The organism is Streptomyces sp. NPDC026062 (assembly GCF_055568375.1).
Map to the genome: position 1 here is coordinate 104,835 of NZ_JBVHOQ010000001.1, position 18,577 is coordinate 123,411.

The window sequence follows — 18,577 nt, forward strand, 5'->3', positions numbered from 1 at the left end:
GGCACCGTCCGGTGTCAGGAGGCCGCGGCCGCATGCTCGGGCATGTGGTCGCGGCCTCCCGGGTGCCGGTGGCGCCAGACCCAGAAGACCGTGATGGAGACCAGGCACCAGGCCGCGAGCACCAGATAGGGAAAAAGCTTCTGGTGGCCCTGGTAGTAGACGGCGGTGTGCTGGGCGTTGACGGAGGCGCCCGGCGGCAGCCAGCGTCCGATGTGCCCGAGCACGGAGGGAAGCAGCGGCCAGGACACCGCCCCGCCGGAGGACGGGTTGCCCAGGAGCACCATCACACCCCAGGTGGGAAGCATGGCCCAGCGCCCCATCATGGTGTTGAACATGGTGAAGACCATGCCCGAGGTGAACATCGTGAACGCCAGGATCAGCCAGGACTCGGCGAAGGGCAGGTCGACGGCGCCGAGCAGCCAGTCCACCACCGCCGCGATGGCGAAGGCGCCGAGCAGCGAGTACGCGAGGGTGAACGCGATCCGTTCCAGCGGGAGCAGGGCCTTGGCGTGCACGCTCAGCTGGATGGAGCCGACGAAGCCCACGATCACGGCCGCGAGCGAGATGTAGAAGAGCGCCAGCCCGCGCGGGTCGCCCTTCTGTAGCGGTTTGACGTCCACGACGGCGACCGGGATACCGAGCGTGTCACCTACTTTCACAGCCGATTCCGCGAGAAGTCGGGCGACGGCGGCGCCGGAGGCACTGGCCACGTCGAGCCGCACCCCGCGCTCGCCGGGGCGCACGATCGTGAAGACCTCCTGCTCCTCCAGCGCCTCGCGCGCCTGGGCCGGCGTCCGGTAGACATGGATGACGAGGGAGGCGTCCAGGGCCTTGTCCATCGCGGCGACGAACTCCTTGCCGCGGGCGGTGTCCGGCCGGCTGACCACGGCGGTCGGGATCGCGTGGGGGGTCGGGTTGGCCATCGCGTACGTGTACGAGCCGGCGAAGAGCCCGGCGGCGGCCGCGAGGATGAACAGCAGGACCGTCGCCGGGAAGTAGGGCGACTCCTTGAACGCCGCCCACTTCTCGCGCCGGCTCAGCGGCCGGCCGTGCGCCCCATGCTGCGCCTCGGGCTGCGGTCCGGGTGTGCTCATGCGTCGCTGTCCTCGTCGTGCCGGGCGCGGCTCGGCTGCACCCTCTTCGGTTCACCCGGCATCTTCGGGTACTCCGGCGGATAGGGCAGGTCGCCGGGGCCTCCGTCGCTCTCGTGGCGGTCGGCGAGCTCCAGCAGCGCGTCGAGCCGGAAGGCCTCCTGGTCCATGTCCGCGTGCACATCGCCGAGTTCCGCGTAACGCACCGGCATGGTCCGGATGTCGAAGTCGCGCGGTTCGGCGTCCTCGATCTCCTCCCAGCGCAGCGGGGCCGACACCGGGGCGTGCGGACGGGGGCGTACGGAGTAGGCGGAGGCGATCGTCCGGTCGCGGGCGGTCTGGTTGTAGTCGACGAAGATGCGCTCGCCCCGTTCCTCCTTCCACCAGGCGGTGGTCACCCGGTCGGGCATCCGGCTCTCCAGCTCGCGCCCCACCGCGATGGCGGCCCGCCGGACCTCGGTGAACGTCCAGCGCGCCTCGATGGGGACGAAGACATGGATGCCGCGTCCGCCGGAGGTCTTGGGCCAGCCCCGCAGCCCGTGCTCGTCCAGGACGGAACGCAGCTCCAGGGCCGCCCGGACCGCATCGGCGTAGTCGGTGCCGGGCTGCGGATCGAGGTCGATGCGCAGCTCGTCCGGGTGGTCGGTGTCACCGCCGCGGACCGGCCAGGGGTGGAAGGTGAGCGTGCCCAGGTTGGCGGCCCAGAGGACGGCGGCCACCTCGGTGGGGCAGATCTCACGGGCCGACCGGCCGCTCGGGAAGCCGATCTCCGCGGTGGGGATCCAGTCGGGGAGGTTCTTGGGAGCCCGCTTCTGGTAGAAGAACTCGCCGTCCACGCCGTCGACGAACCGCTGCAGGGTGGTGGGCCGGTTGCGCAGGGCTCGCAGGATTCCGGGGCCGACGGCCAGGAAGTACTCGGCCACGTCCCTCTTGGTGTAGCCCTTCTCCGGGAAGTAGACCTTGTCCGGATTGGACAGCCGCACGGGCCGTCCGCCCGCGTCCAGCTCCACCGCTTTGCCCGCTGCTGCCATGTCGGACACGGTAGGCGTGGCGCACATATGGCGCATATCGGAGGACTCCGGTCGCCTTACGGTCCACAATCGGGGCATGGATCTGCCGGTGATGCCGCCCGTGAAGCCCATGCTCGCGAAGTCCGTGAAACGGATCCCGCCCGGGATGAGCTACGAGGCGAAGTGGGACGGCTTCCGGGCGATCGTGCACCGGGACGGTGACGAGGTGGTGATCGGCAGCCGCACCGGCAAGCCCCTCACCCGGTACTTCCCCGAGCTGGTCACCGCCGTCCGGGAGCACTTGCCGCCGCGTTGCGTCGTCGACGGCGAGATCGTGATCGCGCACGACGGACGGCTGGACTTCGACCGGCTCAGCGAGCGCATCCACCCCGCCGAATCCCGGGTACGGCTGCTGGCCGGGCAGACCCCGGCGAGCCTGGTCGCCTTCGACCTTCTGGCACTGGGCGACGACTCGCTCATGGACACCCCGCAGTCGGACCGGCGGACGGTGCTGGAGGCCGCGCTGGCCGATGCCTCGGCGCCGGTCCATCTCGCTCCCTCGACCACCGATCCGGCCGTGGCCCAGGAGTGGTTCGAACAGTACGAGGGGGCGGGGCTGGACGGGATCGTGGCCAAACCGCTCGATCTGCCCTACCGGCCGGACACCCGCGCCATGTACAAGATCAAGCACGAGCGCACCGCCGACTGTGTGGTGGCGGGCTACCGCTTCCACAAGAGCGGCCCGGTCGTCGGTTCACTGCTGCTCGGCCTGTACGACGAGCGGGGCGCGCTGCAGCATGTGGGGGTCTGCGCCGCGTTCCCCATGAAGCGCCGCGCCGAGCTGGTCACCGAGCTCGAACCCCTGGTCACCGATGTCGCCGGGCATCCCTGGGGTTCCTGGGCGGACGCCGGGGCGCACGAGGGTTCCCGGATGCCCGGCGCCCCGAGCCGCTGGTCGGGGAAGAAGGACATGTCCTGGGTGGCGGTGCGTCCGGAACGGGTCTGTGAGGTGGCGTACGACCATATGGAGGGCGACCGGTTCCGGCACACCACCCAGTTCCGCAGATGGCGGCCGGACCGCACCCCTTCCGGCTGCACCTACGCGCAGCTGGAAGAGGTGGTGCGGTACGACCTGGCCGAGGTGCTTTCGGCAGGCGGCTGAACGTATCCGCCGGGATCAGACGGAGGCCGGCGGCGCTTCGGTGGCACAGGGATCATCGGTGTCCGCCGGGTCGGGCGAAGCCGTCTCCGTGGCGCCCGTGGTGTCCTCCGGGTCCGGCGACGTGGTTTCCGTCGGGCAGCCGGACTCACCCGGATCGGGTGTGGTGGTCGGGTCGGGGGTGGTGCCGGGGTCGGGGGTCTCCGTCGGGTCCGGGCTGCCGGGGCCGGTGTCGGTGGGGTCGGGGGTGGTTCCCGGGGTGGTGCCCGGGTCCGTCGAGCCGCCGGGGCCGGGGGTTTCCGTGTCGCCCGGCGAGGGGCTCGCGCCAGGACTCCCGGTTCCCGGTGCCGTCGGACCGGTGGAGTGGCTGGGCTGCGGGCCCACCACGATGCCGCCGCCACCGCCGTCGCCGCCCTTGCCGTCCGTGCCCGGCCCGCCCACGGGGTGCTCGGGCTCGTTCGGACTGCCGGCACCGGGGCTCTTGGGCACCGGGCCCTTGCCGTCGGGCACCACATGGATGCCGTTGCGGTAGAACGCCAGCCAGGACAGCACGGTACGCAGATAGGTGTCCGAGTGGTTGTAGCTCAGGATGGCCCGGTCGAGGTCGGCGCGCACGGTCAGATCGCGTGTGCCGGCGCAGAGATAGGCCCCGGCGGCCAGGGACGCGTCGTAGACGTTGCTGGGGTCGCTGCGGCCGTCGCCGTTGCCGTCCCTCGCCCAGTGTGCCCAGGTGGAGGGGATGAACTGCATCGGGCCGACCGCCCGGTCATAGGTCTTGTCCCCGTCGTACCCGCCACCGTCCGTGTCCGGGATGTTCGCGAAGCCGACGCCGTTGAGCACCGGCCCCAGGATCGGGGAGAGCGTCGTGCCGTGGGCGTCCACCCGACCGCCTCCCGCGTGTCCGGACTCGACCTTGCCGATCGCGGCCAGCAACTGCCACGGCAGCCGGCAGCCGGGGTCGCTGCGTCCCAGCGCGCTCTCCGCCCTGCGGTAGGCGGCGAGCACCGTGGACGGGATCCCCGCCTCGGTCCACGACTGGACGGCGGCCTTGTTCCGCTTCACGCCGGGCTTCGGCGGCTCGGGGCTCTTCAGGGGCGGGAGTTCGGTGTGGTACGAGTCGTCGTTGGGTACCTGCGACCACTTGACCTCCTCCGCCTCCGTCCTCTGCTTCCGCGTCTCTTCGTGCGTGACGAGTCCCGGTGCCTGGGACGCGGTGAGCGCTGCCATCGCGGCGACGGCGGCCGCGGTGCCGCCCATGCCGCGGCGCATGGTGCCGTTGAACCTCATGCGTGCTCTCCTCTCCCCCCGGCTCACCGGGTGAACGTGTCGATGGCGGATATCCGCCAGGTGCCGCCGCGGCGCACGGCGTCCACGGCGAACATGGCCGCCGCGTACGTGGTCTCCTCTGCCTTGCCCGTACGGGTGTTGCTCTGGTCGGCGAAGATGATCAGCCGGGCCCGGTCGCCGTCGAGCACCTCCACCCCGCTCTCGGTGACGGTCGTGGTGAGAACGAGCTTCTGCTTGGGCGCCTGCGCCCGTACCTCGGCGAGCATGTCCTGGTGCTGCTGGACCGCCTTGCCCGTCAGGTACTTCGTCACCGCCGCGTCGGCCTTGGCGGGCGAGGCGTAGTTGTACGAGAACACCGCGCCGACGGCCTCGGTGATCTGCCCCTTCACCTCACTGGTGCGGGCGATGTCGGTGAGCGCGGTGTTCCGGCGGCCCGGGTCGTCGTTCAGGGTAGCGGCCGAGGTGAACGCCACGGCGGCGAAGGCGCCGAGGAGAACGGTCGCGGCGCACAGCACGGCCGGCAGCGTGATCCGGAGGCGAGGTGGCCGGCCGGGCCGTGACCGCTCCGGCTCCGGCTCCGGCTTCTCCTGCGCTTCGGCCTCGTCGACGGCGGCTTCGTCCGTCCCGGTGCCCTCCGGGACGGCGTCGGGATCCATGGGTCTGCCCGCGGGCGCGGGCGCTGCGGTGCGTTCGGCGGCGACGGTGGCCAGGCGGCGCTGCCGGTTGACGAGGTGACGGGTCGTCGACATGTCCGGGGGTCCTCTCGGTGCGGGGTGGGGAGTCGGTGGCGGCCGCTCAGCCGGCGGTGTTGCCGACGGGCGCCTGGCCGAGGGCGCTGAGCTTCCACCCCTCGGAAGTGCGGGTGAGCTGCCCCAGCATCCGGCTCTCCTTCACCGCGGGCTTGCCCTTGGGCGCGGTCACGGTCACCCGCAGGGCCACCATCACGCCGGCCTTGCCGGCCCGGTCGTCGAGCTCGGTGACCGCGCCCGACAGCACCTTGGCCGTACTGACGGTCTTCGCCTCCTGGATCTGCTTCACGAACCCCTCCCGCCCGTCGACGAGTTGCTGGTGCAGATCCCCGGTGGTGGAGTCCTCCCAGCTGTCGAGCCCCTTGGCGAGCTGTTCGTGGTCGAGCGTGTTCATGTTCTGCACGGCCTGTTCGCCGGCGGCCAGCGCGTCGTCGCGGGCCTGGGCGTACGCCGCCGAGCCGTCGTGCTCCGCCTGGTACCAGGACACCCCGCCCCAGCCCGCGGCACCCGCCGCCGCGACCGTCAGGACGATCGCCGCCGCCACCAGCGGATTCCTCGTCATCCGTACCCGTGCCATCGCTGCCTCTCCCTGCCGGCCGGTCTGTGCTGTGCTGATCCGTGCTGTGCCGCGCCGAGTGCGGACGTGCCGCGCCGCTCCGCCTCCGCGCTATCTGGACTTGATGTCGACGATCATCCAGCGTCCGTCCCGGAGCTGGGCCGTGACGGACAGCTGAGCCGCCGCCGTGCTCGCGGCCCTGCCCTTGCGCTCGTAGACCTGGTCGAGGAAGACCAGCAGATGGGCGCTGTCGGGGGTCAGCCGGGTCACCCCGGCCCGGACGACATGGGTGGTGAGCGTGAGCTTCTGGTCGGCGGACTGCTTCTCGACCTGGCCGAACAGCGCCGCGTACTGCTGGAGCGCCTTGCCCGCCAGGAGCTGCTGGGCGGACGCCTTGGTTGCGGCGATGTCGTCGGGGCCGTAGGAGAAGACCTTGCCGAGCGCGTTGGTGACGTCTCCGGCGACCTGGGTGGTGGTCGTGCTGTCCGTCAGTGCCCGGTTGGAGGTGGCGGGGGTATCGCGGAGCTGCCGGCCGACGACGTAGAACGCGCCCCCTGCCGCGATCAGGACGACGGCGAGCACGCCGGCCACCACACGGGGCCATCGCCGGGCGGGACCGTCCCCGGCGTCGCCCTCTCCCGGGCCACCGTCCTTCCCGGCGTCATGGTTCCCGGCGTCCTCGTTCCCCGCTTCGTCGTTCCCGGCGTCCTCGTTCCCGGCGTCCTCGTTCCCGGCCGACTCATCCGCCGGCATGCGGGCGGCGGTGTGGTCGTCGCTCGCAGACGCGGGGGCGAGGGACGCGCCGGGCTCCTCGGCGCGTTCCGTCACCTCTGTCTCGTCGGACACGACGTCCGTCGTCCCGCTCCGCAGCTTCATGTGCCGCTCCCTATGCCGAGCGCCGTGAGCGCCTTGATCTTCCAGCCGTCCCCGGTCCGGACGAGGGTGGCCTCGAAACGCTTGCGCTCGGTGCCGGCCTTTCCGGTGCGCGGGGTGACCTCGATGTCGACGGTGGCGATCATCAGCGCGATGCCGGTCCGGTCGTCCACTTCGGTGAGAGCCGCGTCGGTGACCTTCCCGCGCGCCGTGGAGCCGGACTTCCTGAGATCGGCGGCGTCCCTCTTGCGTGTGCGTTTCAGCTGGTCGTGCAGGGGACCGGTGGACGCGTCGAGCCAGGCGGCGAGTCCGGCGTCGATGCTCGCACCGTCCTTGCCGTCGAGGCTGTTCAGCCGGGCCAGGTACACCCTGCCGTCCGCCAGCGCCCGGTCCCGGCTCTTGGCGTACGCCAGCTCGTCGTCGCCGCGGGCCTGGGCGTACGACCAGCCGCCGAGTACGCAGACCAGTGCGGCGACGAGCAGGACGGCCCAGCCGCTGAGTGAGCGGGCACGCGAGGTCATGCGCCACCTCCCAGGCCCAGCAGTCCGGCCATGCCGTCGGCCGCGGGCGCGTTGTCCGCCTCGGCGCCGAGCGCTCCGGGCAGCCGGTCCTTCTCGTCATCGCCGAAGAGCAGCGTGCCGGGCTTCGCCGGTGCGGCCAGGGGCCCGCCCTTCGGGGCGTTCGCACTGCCGCGGACGTTGATACCGGTACCGGGCGACGAGGTGCAGCGGGCCTTGGTGTTGAGGGCGGGCGCGGGTGCGAGATCGAGCCCGTTGCGGTACTTCGTGGCGCCGTAGCCGGTGGTGCAGGGCAGCGGCTCGAAGAAGGTGACCGACATCCCGAAGCGGGCACCGTCCTCGTCGACCGCGCTGGCACCGGCCGCCGCTACGGCCGGGAGCTTCACCAGGAGTTCCTCCAGTCCGCGCTGGCGGGTGACGGCGACGTCCGAGGTGGTGAGGAGGTTGGCGACGACGACTCCGAAGCTCGGGTCGAGGTCGCGCAGCAGCCCGCTGATCTGCCCGGTCGCATCGGGAGCCGCTGCGATCAGCCGGCGAAGATCGGTGTCCGAGCCCTTGAGCTGGGCGGCCAGTTCCTTGGCACCCGAGGCGAAGCCCTTGAGTGCCTCGCCCTGTTCGGCCTGGGTGCGCAGCACGGTCACGCCGTCGGCCATCAGCCTGGTGTTGACGGGCAGTGCCTCGTCGGCCGCGTCGACGAACTCGCTGCCGGTGTCCAGGAGGACCTGGAGGTCGTCGCCGCGTCCGGAGAACGCGGTGCCGAACTCGTCGACGACCGTGCGCAGCGACTCCAGATCCACCGACGAGGCGAGGTCGTTGACACTGGTCAGCACGTTCGTCACCGGCGCCGGGACGGTGGTCTCGGCCTGGTCGATGACTGAGCCGTTCTCGAGGTAGGGGCCGTCGGTGCGGGTCGGCCGCAGGTCGACGTACTGCTCACCGACGGCGGAGAGGCTGGCAACGACGGCCTTCAGGTCGTCGGGGATGGAGGGCGCGGACTTCTTGATGCGCAGTTCCGCCTCCACGCCGTCGTCGGTGAGTTCGATGGGACCGACCCTGCCCACGGAAACGCCTCGGTAGGTGACATTGGAGTGGGTGAACAGGCCACCTGTACGCGGGAGTTGCATCTTCACGGTGTAGTAGTCGCGCATGCCGACGTAGTGACCGAGATCGGCATACCGCACGCCCAGATAGCCGAGCGCCAGCACTGCGATGATCAGGAACGCGATGTTCTTCAGCCGGATGGCGAGGGTGATCATCAGTTGCTCCCCTCTGTGGCCGAGGACGTGGACGTGGACGATGACGTGGACGGGGCCGAGGAAGTCGACGAAGACGTGGCCGAGGCCTTCTCCGACGGCTTCCCGGAAGCCGTCGCCCTGCCCGTGGCCGGGCTCGTCGTGGGAGCCGAGGTCGCGGGAAGCGGCAGCGGCAGCCCCGCGCCGGCGACCGCTCTCGCGCCCGCCGGGGTGCCCGCACCGGCCGGCTTCGGGTCGAACGCGGGAATGATCTGTGTGCCGGGTGCGGCCGTCATGTCCAGGTACACGTTGAGGTAGTCGCCCTTCACCCCGCGCAGCACCTCGTCCGTGAACGGGTAGGTGAGCAGCACCTGGAGGGAGTCGGGCAGATCGTTGCCGGAGTCGGCCAGTGCCCGGAGGGTGGGGGCGATGGCCTTCAGGTCGGCGATCGTGTCCGCCTTGCTCTTGTTGATGGTGGTGACGGCGACCGCGGAGAGGGTGTCCAGCGAGCGCAGCATCGTCAGGAGCGAGCCGCGCTGCTTCTCCAGGACCTTCATCCCGGGGCTGAGTCCGGTGAGAACCTTCCCGACGTCCTGCTTGCGGGTGGCGAGTGTGGTGGAGAGCCGGTTGACGCCGTCGAGCGCCGCGGTGATGTCACCGCGGTGGTCGTCGAGGTTGGTGACGAGTGTGTCGACGCGCTTGAGCATGGACCGGACCTGGGGTTCCTGTCCGGCCAGTGCCTTGTTGAGTTCGGTGGTGATCGTCTTCAGCTGGTTGATGCCGCCGCCGTTGAGGAGCATCGACAGGGCGCCGAACACCTCCTCGACCTCCGGGTTCCGGTTGGTCCGGGTGAGCGGGATCCGGTCGCCCGAGGCAAGGGTGCCCTTGGCCGTGCCGTTCGCGGGGGGCGAGAGCTGGATGTACTTCTCGCCCAGCAGGCTCGACTGTTCGAGGTGCGCATAGGAGTTGGCGGGCAGCTTGATCTTCCCGTTGACCTTCATGGTGACCCTGGCCTGCCAGGTGTCCGGCGCGAGGGAGATCTTGGTGACCCGGCCGACGGCGACGTCGTTCACCTTCACCGAGGACTGCGGAGCGAGGCTGAGTACGTCCCCGAAGTCCGCCGTGATCTCGTACGGATGATCGCCGAGGTCGGCGCCGCCGGGCAGCGGCACGTCCTCGATCCCCGAGAAGTGCGGGGCCCCGCAGCCCGTGGCGAAGAGGGTGCAGCAGAGGCCGAGTGCGATCAGTGCGGTGGTGCTCGTCGCCGCGAGGGCTCCGGGTCCGCGCGGGGTCCGGCTCATTGGTTCGCCCCCTTCTTCTTGTCGGCGCCGCTGCCCTTGGTCGTGCCGTAGACGGTGCCCACGGCCGGCAGCGGCAGTACGGGCAGGGCCTGTTGCTGCTCCGCGTCCACCGGGGAGAGCCCTTCGAGAGCCAGGGAGGACTCCAGGAGGGGACCGCCCATGCTGAGCTCGTTGAGGTTGGTCCGGCCGTTGAGCGTGCGGTTGGCCGGGTCGTACGCGTTCAGAACGTTGCCCGCCGACAGCGGCAGGGTGTCGAGCGATTCGGCCAGGGAGGCGCGCTGGTCGACGAGGGTCTGGGTGATCGGCACCAGGGCGTCCACGTTCTCCTTGAGGGCGCCCCGGTTGTCCTTGATGAACGTCTTGACCTGTCCGAGGGCGGTGCCCAGTTCCTTGAGCGCGGCTCCGAGGTTCTTCTTGTCGTCCGCCAGGAAGCCGGTGACGGAGTTCAGCTGCTTCTCGGCCGTGCGCACGTTGCTGTCGTTGTCCTTCAGCATGGTGGTGAACGTCTGGAGGTAGGCCAGCGTGTCGAAGAGGTTCCCGCTGCTCTTGTCGAGCGTCTTCGTCGCCTTCCCGAACTGCTCGATGGAGTCGCCGATGTCCTTGCCGTTCCCCTTGAGGTTCTTCGCGCCGGTGTCCAGGAGCCCGGCGAAGGCTCCCTGCGCGTTCGCCCCCTCGGGGCCGAGGGCGGTGGAGAGTTCGGTGATGGACGCGTAGAGCTGGTCCACCTCGACGGGTGTCGCGTTCTTCGCGGCGGGCAGTTCGGCGCCGTCGGCGAGAACCGCTCCCCCGGTGTAGGCGGGGGCGAGCTGCACATACCGGTCGGCGACGAGGCTGGGGGCGACGACGACCGCGTGGACGTCCTTCGGCACCTGGATGTCCTTGTCGACACGCAGGACGACCTTGACGTCCTTGCCGCGCGGCTCGACCGACTCGACGGTTCCGACCCGCACTCCGAGGATGCGCAGGTCGGATCCGGCATAGATGCCGGTCGCCCGGTCGAAGTAGGCGGTGACGGTCGTCGTGCCCTCTTCCTCCATGGCCATCACACCGGAGGTGGCCGCGACGGCCACGACGACGAGGCCGGCCCCGATGCCGATGATGCGGGTGAGTCTCATCTCAGCTCCCGCCTTCCTGCTTGGGGGGCATGCATCCGGTCGCCGGGGTGGTGCCTGCAGGCAGGTAGTTCCTCGGGACGACCCCGCAGACGTAGTTGTCGAACCAGCGGCCGCTGCCGAGCGTGTTGCCGACGAGCCTGTTGTACGAGCCGGAGAGCGCGAGCACCTTGTCGAGGCTCTTTCGGTTCTTGTTCAGCACCGCGGTGACCCGGCCCAGCGCCTTGAGCGTGGGCTTCAGCTGCTTGTCGTTGTCGGCGACGAGACCGGTGAGCTGGATGCTGAGGTCACGGGTGCCGGTGAGCAGGAGGTGGATGGAGTCGCGGCGGGCCTGGATCTCGCCGAGGAGCAGGTTGCCGTCCTCGAGAAGGGTCTCGAAGCTGCTCTTCTTGTTGGCGAGGGTCTTGGTGAGCTGCTTGCTGCCCTTGAGGAGGGTCGCGAGCTGGGCGTCACGCTCGGAGACGGTCCTGGAGAGGGCGGAGAGCCCCTTGGCCGCGCTCTTCACATCCGGCGGCGAGTCCTTGAAGGTGGCGGAGATCGTCTCGAAGCTCTTGGCGAGCTGCGCGGTGTCGATCTCCTCGATCGTCTCGCCGAGCCCGTTGAAGGCCTGGGTGACGTCGTAGGGCGAAGTGGTGCGGCCGGCGGTGATGCGCTCGTCCGGGTTCTGCGGGGATTCACCGAGCGGGTCCACGGCGAGGTACTTGTCACCGAGGAGCGTCTTGATGGCGATGCCGACGGTGCTGGCGTTGCCGATCCAGGCGTCCTTGACCTTGAAGGTGACCTTCACCTTGGCCCCTTCGAGGGAGACCCCGGTGACCTTGCCGACCTTCACTCCGGCGATCCGCACCTCGTCGCCCTCGTCGAGCCCCGCGGACTCGGTGAAGTCGGCGCTGTACGTGGTGCCGTCGCCGATGAAGGGCAGGGAGTCGGCGCGGTAGGCCCCGTATCCCAGGAGGGCGAGCACGAGCAGTCCGACGAGGCTGACGGCGACGGGGTTGCGGTCGCGTACGGGCTTGATTCTCATGACAGACACCTCGGCTGGGTGATCTCGATGCCGGTCGGCGGTGTGCTGCCGTCGCTGGTCGTCACTCCGCCGACCTTGGCTTCACAGAGGTACAGGTTGAGCCATGAGCCGTACGAGGTGAGGCGGCTGATCGCGGCCATCTTGGCCGGGGTCTTCTCGAGGAAGCTCTCGATCTTCGGCGAGTTGTCGGCGAGCCGGTCGGAGAGCCGGCCGAGCTGTTTGATGTCCTCCTTGAGCGGCGCGCGCCCGTCGTTGAACAGGTCGGCCGTGACCGTGGTGAGGGCGCCCATCGCGGTGACCGCCTCGCCGAGCGGCTTGCGGTCGCCCGAGAAACCGGTGACGAGTGCCTGGAGTGTGTCGACCAGGTCGTTGAAGCCGGCCTCACGGTCGTTGACGGTCTTCAGGACCGTGTTGAGGTTCTTGATCACCTCGCCGATCACCTTGTCCTTGGCGGCGACTGTGCCGGTCAGCGAGCCGACGTGCTGGAGGATGCTGTCGACGGTGCCGCCCTCGCCCTGGAGCACCTGGACGATGGAGCCGGCCAGCTGGTTGACGTCGGGCGGGGAGAGCCCCTCGAAGAGCGGCTGGAAGCCGTTGAAGAGCTGGGTGAGGTCGAGGGCCGGAGTGGTACGGGAGAGCGGGATGGTGGCACCGGCGGTGAAGCTCTTGCCGACGGGGCCCGCGCCCTGGTCGAGGTCGATGTAGCGCTGGCCGACCATGTTGAGGTACTTGATGGACGCGGTCACCGACGCCGGAAGCTTCCGGCTCTTCTGCACATTGAAGCGGACCTCGGCGAGCCGCCGGTCCGCCACCTCGATGGACTCGACCTGCCCGACCTTGACACCGGCGATCCGGACGCTGTCGCCGACGATGAGTCCGGTCGCGTCGGTGAACCTGGCGCGGTACGAACGGGTGTCACCGACACCGGTGTTGGCGATCGAGAGACCGAGCACCGTGGTGGCGAGCACCGTCACCAGGATGAAGACGATCGATTTCGCGAGGGGTCCCGCGAGGGAGCGGCGCTTCACTTGAGCTTCACCTCCACACCGCGGAAGGCCGGGCCGATGAGCACGCTGCTCCACTCGGGCAGGGCCTGCGGCCGGACTTTCAGTGAGGGAGCGACCAGTTCGTTCACGAGCCGGCTCTCCTGCGGGGAGTTGGGCATGCCGAGGGACGCGTCGGCCGCCGGGACGTCCTCGGGCGTGGACGTCTGCGGGTCCGCGGTGGCACCGCGGTCGGCGGCGGTCCGGGCGTCGGCGGTCGGCACGGTCTGGCCGACATAGGGGATGGAGTAGCAGTGCGGTCCGCCGGTCGCGTTGTAGACCGGGGTGTCCTTCCCCGCCACGTACTTCCCCTTGGAGGGCACCGTCTTGAGCGTGACATGGAGCCCCGGCTGGTCGGTGCCCTTGCCGAGCGCCTTGTCCATGGCCGGCACGAACCCGGCGATGGTGCGCAGTGTGCAGGGGAACTCCGAGGAGTACTTCGCGAGGGTCTCCAGCGTCGGCCTTCCCGAGGTCCCGAGCCGGATGAGGTTGTCCTTGTTCTTCTCCAGGAACGCGGTGAGGTCCCGGGCGGAGGCGGTGGTGGAGCCGTACAGGTCGGCGAGTTCGGCCTGCTGCTCGGCGACGGTTCCGCTGGTGACGGTGAAGTCGGTGAGCGCGTCCAGGACGTCGGGGGCGGCATCCGCGTACAGCGTGCTCACCTTGACGAGTTGCTTGATGTCCTCGTTGAGCGTCGGGAGTTGCGGGTTGAACTTCCGCAGGTGGGCGTCGAGTGTGACGAGGGTGTCGCCGAGCTTCTCGCCGCGCCCCTGAAGTGCCTGGGAGACCGCGTTGAGGGTGGCGGAGAGCTTCTCCGGCTTCACCGCGGTCAGCAGGGGCAGGACGTTGTCGAGGACCTCTTCGAGTTCGAGGGCGTTGCTCGACCGGTCCTGCGGGATGACGGCCCCGGCCCGCAGTGTCCGCGCGGACGGTACGGGGGGCGGCACGAGAGCCACGAACCGTTCGCCGAACAGCGTGGTGGGCAGCATCTGCGCGGTGACGTCGGCCGGGATGCGGTCGAGCTTGTCGGGCTTGATCGCCAGGGTGAGGCGGGCGCCCTCGCCGTCGGCCGCGATGTCGCGGACCTGGCCGATGACGACGCCGCGCAGCTTCACGTCGGCGTTGTCGTGCATCTCGTTGCCCACGCTCGATGTCCGTACGGTGACGGTGGCGTCGTGGACGAAGTCCTTCTCGTACACGGAGACCGACACCCAGATGAGTACGGCGGGTACGAGGAAGAAGGCGACTCCGGCGGTTCTGCGGCCGGCGGTCCTTGCCGCCTTGGCGCTTCTCGTGGTCCGGGATGACATCAGCCGGCCACCTTCACGGTCGTCGTGGCTCCCCAGATGGCGAGCGAGAGGAAGAAGTCGGTGACGCTGATCAGCACGATCGCGTTGCGCACCGAGCGGCCGACGGCCACGCCCACCCCGGCGGGTCCGCCGCTGGCGTGGTAGCCGTAGTAGCAGTGCGCGAGGATCACCATGACGCTGAAGATCAGCACTTTCAGCACCGAGAGCAGCACGTCCTGCGGGGAGAGGAAGAGATTGAAGTAGTGGTCGTACGTACCCGCGGACTGTCCGTTGAACAGGACGGTGACATAGCGGGAGGCGACGTACGAGGAGAGCAGCCCGATCGCGTACAGCGGGATGATGGCGACGACCCCGGCGATGATGCGGGTGGTGACGAGGTAGGGCATGGAGCGCACGCCCATCGACTCCAGGCCGTCGATCTCCTCGTTGATCCGCATGGCGCCGAGCTGTGCGGTGAAGCCCGCGCCGACGGTCGCGGAGAGTGCGAGGCCCGCGACGAGCGGGGCGATCTCCCGGGTGTTGAAGTACGCGGAGATGAAGCCGGTGAAGGCCGCGGTGCCGATCTGGTTGAGGGCCGCGTACCCCTGGAGTCCCACGACGGTGCCGGTGGCCAGGGTCATCGCGATCATGACGCCGATGGTGCCGCCGACGACGCCGAGACCGCCGCTGCCGAAGGCCACCTCGGCGAGCAGCCGCTGCACCTCCTTGAGGTAGCGGCGCAGCGTCCGGGGAATCCAGACCAGGGCCCTTATGTAGAAGGAGAGTTGGTCACCTGATCGGTCGAGCCAGCTGAGCATCGACATGGGTCAGCTCCCCTTCGCGGGGACGATCTGGAGGTAGATCGCCGTGAGGACCATGTTCACGAAGAACAGCAGCATGAAGGTGATGACGACGGACTGGTTGACCGCGTCACCCACACCCTTCGGGCCGCCGCGCGGGTTCAGTCCCCGGTAGGCGGCGACGATGCCGGCGATGAAGCCGAAGATCAGCGCCTTGATCTCGCTGACGTACAGGTCCGGCAGCTGGGCCAGGGCGGAGAAGCTGGAGAGATAGGCGCCCGGGGTGCCGTCCTGCATGATCACGTTGAAGAAGTAGCCGCCGAGTGTGCCGACGACGGAGACCAGGCCGTTCAGCAGGACGGCGACGAGCATGGTGGCCAGGACCCTCGGGACGACGAGGCGCTGCACGGGCGAGACGCCCATGACCTCCATCGCGTCGAGCTCCTCGCGGATCTTGCGCGAGCCGAGGTCGGCGCAGATGGCCGAGCCGGCCGCTCCGGAGACCAGCAGCGCCACGATGATCGGGCTGGCCTGCTGGATGACGGCGAGGACGCTGGCGCCGCCGGTGAACGACTGGGCGCCGAGCTGCTGGGTGAGCGAGCCGACCTGGAGGGCGATGACCGCGCCGAACGGGATGGAGACGAGAGCGGCGGGCAGGATCGTGACGCTCGCGACGAACCAGAACTGCTCGATGAACTCCCTTACCTGGAAGGGCCGTCGGAAGGTCTCCCGGCACACGGTCCCGGCGAGCGCGAAGAGCCGGCCGGTCTCGCGCAGCGGGGCGAGTGCCTTGCTGGGGCGCGGGGCCTCGGGGGTCTTTGGCGGATCCGGGGGCGGGTCCGCCGGCTCCCCCGGGGGCAGGAGCGGCATGGGGGCCGTCATCGGCGTCCACCGCCGGCAGCCGGGCTGTAGCTGTTGAGGATGGCGGTACGGGCCGCCTCCGGCAGCTGCCCCATCATCGACATGACGCGCTCCCGGCGGCGCAGGGCGCCCTGCCGCACCGGGAGGCCCGGCGAGGGCTCCAGCTGCGGGACGACGGTGCGCGGCGCGTTGGCCGAACTGATGCCCTGCCCGTAGCCGTTGAGTTCCTCGGCGGCGAGTGTGGCGGCGTCCTTCTCCTCGGACATCCCGATGGGGCCTTCGCAGCGCCCGGCGAGGAACTGGTTGACCACGGGCAGATCGCTGGTGAGCAGCACCTCGCGGGGCCCGAAGGTGACGAGGTTGCGGCAGAACAGCATCCCCATGTTGTCCGGGACGGTGGAGGCGATGTCGAGGTTGTGGGTGACGATGAGCATCGTCGCGTCGATCTGGGCGTTCAGGTCGACCAGGAGCTGCGAGATGTACGCGGTGCGGACGGGGTCGAGCCCGGAGTCGGGCTCGTCGCAGAGGATGATCTGCGGGTCCAGGACGAGCGCGCGGGCCAGGCCGGCCCGCTTGCGCATACCCCCGGATATCTCGCCGGGCAGCTTGTTCTCGGCGCCCAGCAGGCCCACGACCTCGATCCGCTCCATGACGATGCGGCGGATCTCGGACTCCTTCTTCCGGGTGTGCTCCCGGAGCGGGAACGCGATGTTGTCGAAGAGTGACATCGACCCGAAGAGGGCACCGTCCTGGAACATCAGGCCGAAGAGTTTGCGTGCCTCCATGATGTCCCGCTCGGCACCGTTCACCATGTCGACGCCGTTGACGAGGACACGGCCCTGTTCGGGCTTGAGCAGTCCGATGATGGATTTGAGGAAGACGGTCTTCCCGGTGCCGGAGGGACCGAGCATCACGCTCACCTCACCGGCCGGCAGGGTGAGGCTGACGTCCTGCCAGATGTTCTGCTTTCCGAAGGATTTCGTCAGGCCTTCGACAACTACTTCGATTCCCATCGGCCCTCCCTCGACGTATCGGTGAACGAAGTCATCTGTCAGCGCTCCGGCTCTGAGAAATCCAATGGCGGCTCGTCACACATGCACCAGGAGGCGCACGTTATGTCCGTCGAAACCGCTAGGACAAGCCGTTGAACAGCGGAGATCGGCGAACCAGGTTCTCGATGTGGATCACTTGTCACTGAGTGACAAAACCGCTCGCGGGCTTTGTCGGAATCTGCGCAAGGTCTCCGGTGTGCGGATCGGGGCCCCTCGGCCCCCGAGGGTCGGAGCCGCGGGACCCCGGGAGCGGGAGCACCGCTCCGGGGACAACGGGTTCGGGGCTGGGGAATTCCCGGTCCGGATTCCGGGTCAAGAGGGGCGCGACCTGGACTCCACGTGGGTCGGACGAACAGTCACGGACGCGTTTCCGCGCTGCTCAACTGGGACGCTACGACTCGGTAACCTGCCTTCGCAATAGCGGTTCAGGAACTTTTTGCGTGGCCGCCCGCAGAACCGTAATTCTTGTCCGCACATGAGTATTGGGCGTGCGAAACCTATACGAAGGTGAGTCCTTCCGAAGGGATTCCAGGAGGTTCCGGAACACCTCCGGGCACGACAAAGCCCGCCCCTACCAGGAGATCTCCCGGCAGGGGCGGGCTGTTGCGGGCACGGCGGGGACACGCAGGGAGTGACAAATACGCGCGTGTGCCCCGCCGGGCCGGCCGGTGCTACTTCACCGCGGAGTGCCAGTACTCGGCGAGCTTCTTGCCGGCGTTGGGCAGGACCAGGCCCGGGGCGGTGAGCGCTCCGCTGTACGTGGAGGCGTTGTTGAGCGTGATGTGGTTGTCGCCCGACAGGGACGGCAGCCCCTCCTTCAGGTTCACCGCCCAGCTGAGCGATCCGCCCAGCCCGCAGCCGGTGGCCTTCGGCGCCGCGAAGGTGGTGTCCGCCTGGGTGTTGCCGGTGAGTGCGAACCTGAGCATGGCACCGCCCGTGGCGTTGCGCGTGCCGTCACCGTCGAAGCGCTCGATGGCGAGGGCCGGCGCGGTGGTGTTCTGCGGACGCAGGATCACCGGCTCGGAGGCGCTGCCGATGTAGCAGTTGGAGCCCAGGAGTGTGTTCTCCAGGTGGACCCGTACCGGAAGCTTCACGATGGGCCGGCCGACACCCAGACCGGACGTCAGGTCGAACTCCGTGGGCACGCCCGCGGACTCCACCGTCGCCGTCACCCTGTTGAGGCTGGCGTCGCTGAGCTGTCCGCAGACCGCGCTGACGACGGGGACGTTGCTGGGGCACATGAGCCCGAGCAGTCCGCCGGGGATCTCGGTGGGCGTCCCCACCAGCGCCCCGTCCTTGGGCGGGACCACCTTGAAGGTGCCGGCCGCGGTGTCCTGGATGACGCCGAACTGCATGTCGTTGGCGCCGATGGCAGCCTCTGTGGTGCCCAGCTTGAACTCACCGCCGGGCGAGTACGAGGAGACACAGGAGGCGACGAGGTCCTGACCGTCCGCCGCGAGCATGGCGGGGTCGTCGACGGGACAGCGTGAGAAGGGCGCCCAGTCCCCGTTCAGGTTCGCGGAGGCGGCGGAGGCGGACAGCGGGGTCAGCGGGATCGCGACCACCGCGGCGGCGACAGCGGCGAACATACCGTTGCGCCATCTCTTCGGGACAGCTCTCATT

Annotated in this window: 18 protein-coding genes; 1 reads left to right on the plus strand and 17 read right to left on the minus strand. The window is 69.4% G+C overall.

Going from position 1 to position 18,577, the window contains the following annotated elements:
* Positions 1-14: 14 nt before the first annotated feature.
* Both ACZ4LX_RS00480 and ligD read right to left on the minus strand, forming a co-directional pair.
* Entirely contained in the window at positions 15-1,094 is a 1,080-nt protein-coding gene (locus ACZ4LX_RS00480) for an ABC transporter permease (protein WP_467636067.1), read from the minus strand.
* The gene (gene ligD / locus ACZ4LX_RS00485) at positions 1,091-2,101 is read right to left on the minus strand and encodes a non-homologous end-joining DNA ligase (RefSeq protein ID WP_467636842.1); all 1,011 of its coding nucleotides are present in this window, start codon (positions 2,099-2,101) and stop codon (positions 1,091-1,093) included. The genes ACZ4LX_RS00480 and ligD overlap by 4 nt, the downstream gene beginning before the upstream one ends.
* 97 nt (positions 2,102-2,198) lie before the next feature.
* On the opposite strand from ligD, the gene ACZ4LX_RS00490 reads away from it, so the two are divergent.
* A complete protein-coding gene (locus tag ACZ4LX_RS00490; protein ID WP_467636070.1) occupies positions 2,199-3,263 on the plus strand; it encodes an ATP-dependent DNA ligase in 1,065 nt (354 codons plus the stop codon).
* 15 nt (positions 3,264-3,278) lie between these two features.
* On the opposite strand, the gene ACZ4LX_RS00495 is transcribed toward ACZ4LX_RS00490, so the two are convergent.
* The 15 genes from ACZ4LX_RS00495 to ACZ4LX_RS00565 all read right to left on the minus strand — a co-directional run bounded on the left by ACZ4LX_RS00495 (position 3,279) and on the right by ACZ4LX_RS00565 (position 18,576).
* Entirely contained in the window at positions 3,279-4,547 is a 1,269-nt protein-coding gene (locus tag ACZ4LX_RS00495; RefSeq protein WP_467636073.1) for a lytic transglycosylase domain-containing protein, read from the minus strand.
* A gap of 23 nt (positions 4,548-4,570) precedes the next feature.
* The gene (locus ACZ4LX_RS00500; protein ID WP_467636076.1) at positions 4,571-5,296 is read right to left on the minus strand and encodes a hypothetical protein; all 726 of its coding nucleotides are present in this window, start codon (positions 5,294-5,296) and stop codon (positions 4,571-4,573) included.
* Between the two features lie 46 nt (positions 5,297-5,342).
* Positions 5,343-5,873: a hypothetical protein gene (locus tag ACZ4LX_RS00505; RefSeq protein WP_467636079.1), complete on the minus strand. Its 531-nt coding sequence runs from the start codon at positions 5,871-5,873 to the stop codon at positions 5,343-5,345.
* A gap of 90 nt (positions 5,874-5,963) precedes the next feature.
* Positions 5,964-6,605, minus strand: a complete 642-nt coding sequence (locus tag ACZ4LX_RS00510) for a hypothetical protein (RefSeq protein ID WP_467636845.1) — start codon at positions 6,603-6,605, stop codon at positions 5,964-5,966.
* 119 nt (positions 6,606-6,724) lie between these two features.
* Entirely contained in the window at positions 6,725-7,246 is a 522-nt protein-coding gene (locus ACZ4LX_RS00515) for a hypothetical protein (RefSeq protein WP_467636082.1), read from the minus strand.
* Positions 7,243-8,499, minus strand: a complete 1,257-nt coding sequence (locus tag ACZ4LX_RS00520; RefSeq protein ID WP_467636085.1) for an MCE family protein — start codon at positions 8,497-8,499, stop codon at positions 7,243-7,245. Before ACZ4LX_RS00520 ends, ACZ4LX_RS00515 begins: the two co-directional genes overlap by 4 nt.
* Complete coding sequence (locus tag ACZ4LX_RS00525; RefSeq protein WP_467636088.1) at positions 8,499-9,776, minus strand: MCE family protein; 1,278 nt, start codon at positions 9,774-9,776, stop codon at positions 8,499-8,501. Before ACZ4LX_RS00525 ends, ACZ4LX_RS00520 begins: the two co-directional genes overlap by 1 nt.
* The gene (locus ACZ4LX_RS00530) at positions 9,773-10,891 is read right to left on the minus strand and encodes an MCE family protein (RefSeq protein ID WP_467636091.1); all 1,119 of its coding nucleotides are present in this window, start codon (positions 10,889-10,891) and stop codon (positions 9,773-9,775) included. The genes ACZ4LX_RS00525 and ACZ4LX_RS00530 overlap by 4 nt, the downstream gene beginning before the upstream one ends.
* A 1-nt stretch (position 10,892) precedes the next feature.
* Positions 10,893-11,912 (minus strand): MCE family protein, encoded by a 1,020-nt coding sequence (locus tag ACZ4LX_RS00535; protein WP_467636094.1) that lies wholly within the window; start codon positions 11,910-11,912, stop codon positions 10,893-10,895.
* Positions 11,909-12,940: an MCE family protein gene (locus ACZ4LX_RS00540; protein ID WP_467636099.1), complete on the minus strand. Its 1,032-nt coding sequence runs from the start codon at positions 12,938-12,940 to the stop codon at positions 11,909-11,911. Before ACZ4LX_RS00540 ends, ACZ4LX_RS00535 begins: the two co-directional genes overlap by 4 nt.
* Positions 12,937-14,262 carry an MCE family protein gene (locus tag ACZ4LX_RS00545; protein ID WP_467636104.1) on the minus strand — a complete coding sequence of 442 codons (1,326 nt, stop codon included), beginning with the start codon at positions 14,260-14,262 and terminating at the stop codon, positions 12,937-12,939. The genes ACZ4LX_RS00540 and ACZ4LX_RS00545 overlap by 4 nt, the downstream gene beginning before the upstream one ends.
* Positions 14,262-15,065 (minus strand): MlaE family ABC transporter permease, encoded by an 804-nt coding sequence (locus ACZ4LX_RS00550; protein ID WP_467636109.1) that lies wholly within the window; start codon positions 15,063-15,065, stop codon positions 14,262-14,264. The genes ACZ4LX_RS00545 and ACZ4LX_RS00550 overlap by 1 nt, the downstream gene beginning before the upstream one ends.
* Before the next feature lie 3 nt (positions 15,066-15,068).
* The gene (locus tag ACZ4LX_RS00555; RefSeq protein WP_467636113.1) at positions 15,069-15,923 is read right to left on the minus strand and encodes an MlaE family ABC transporter permease; all 855 of its coding nucleotides are present in this window, start codon (positions 15,921-15,923) and stop codon (positions 15,069-15,071) included.
* Positions 15,920-16,915, minus strand: coding sequence for an ABC transporter ATP-binding protein (locus tag ACZ4LX_RS00560; protein WP_467636116.1), 996 nt, complete (start codon positions 16,913-16,915; stop codon positions 15,920-15,922). The genes ACZ4LX_RS00555 and ACZ4LX_RS00560 overlap by 4 nt, the downstream gene beginning before the upstream one ends.
* A gap of 710 nt (positions 16,916-17,625) precedes the next feature.
* Positions 17,626-18,576: a hypothetical protein gene (locus ACZ4LX_RS00565; RefSeq protein WP_467636119.1), complete on the minus strand. Its 951-nt coding sequence runs from the start codon at positions 18,574-18,576 to the stop codon at positions 17,626-17,628.
* Position 18,577: the final 1 nt, after the last annotated feature.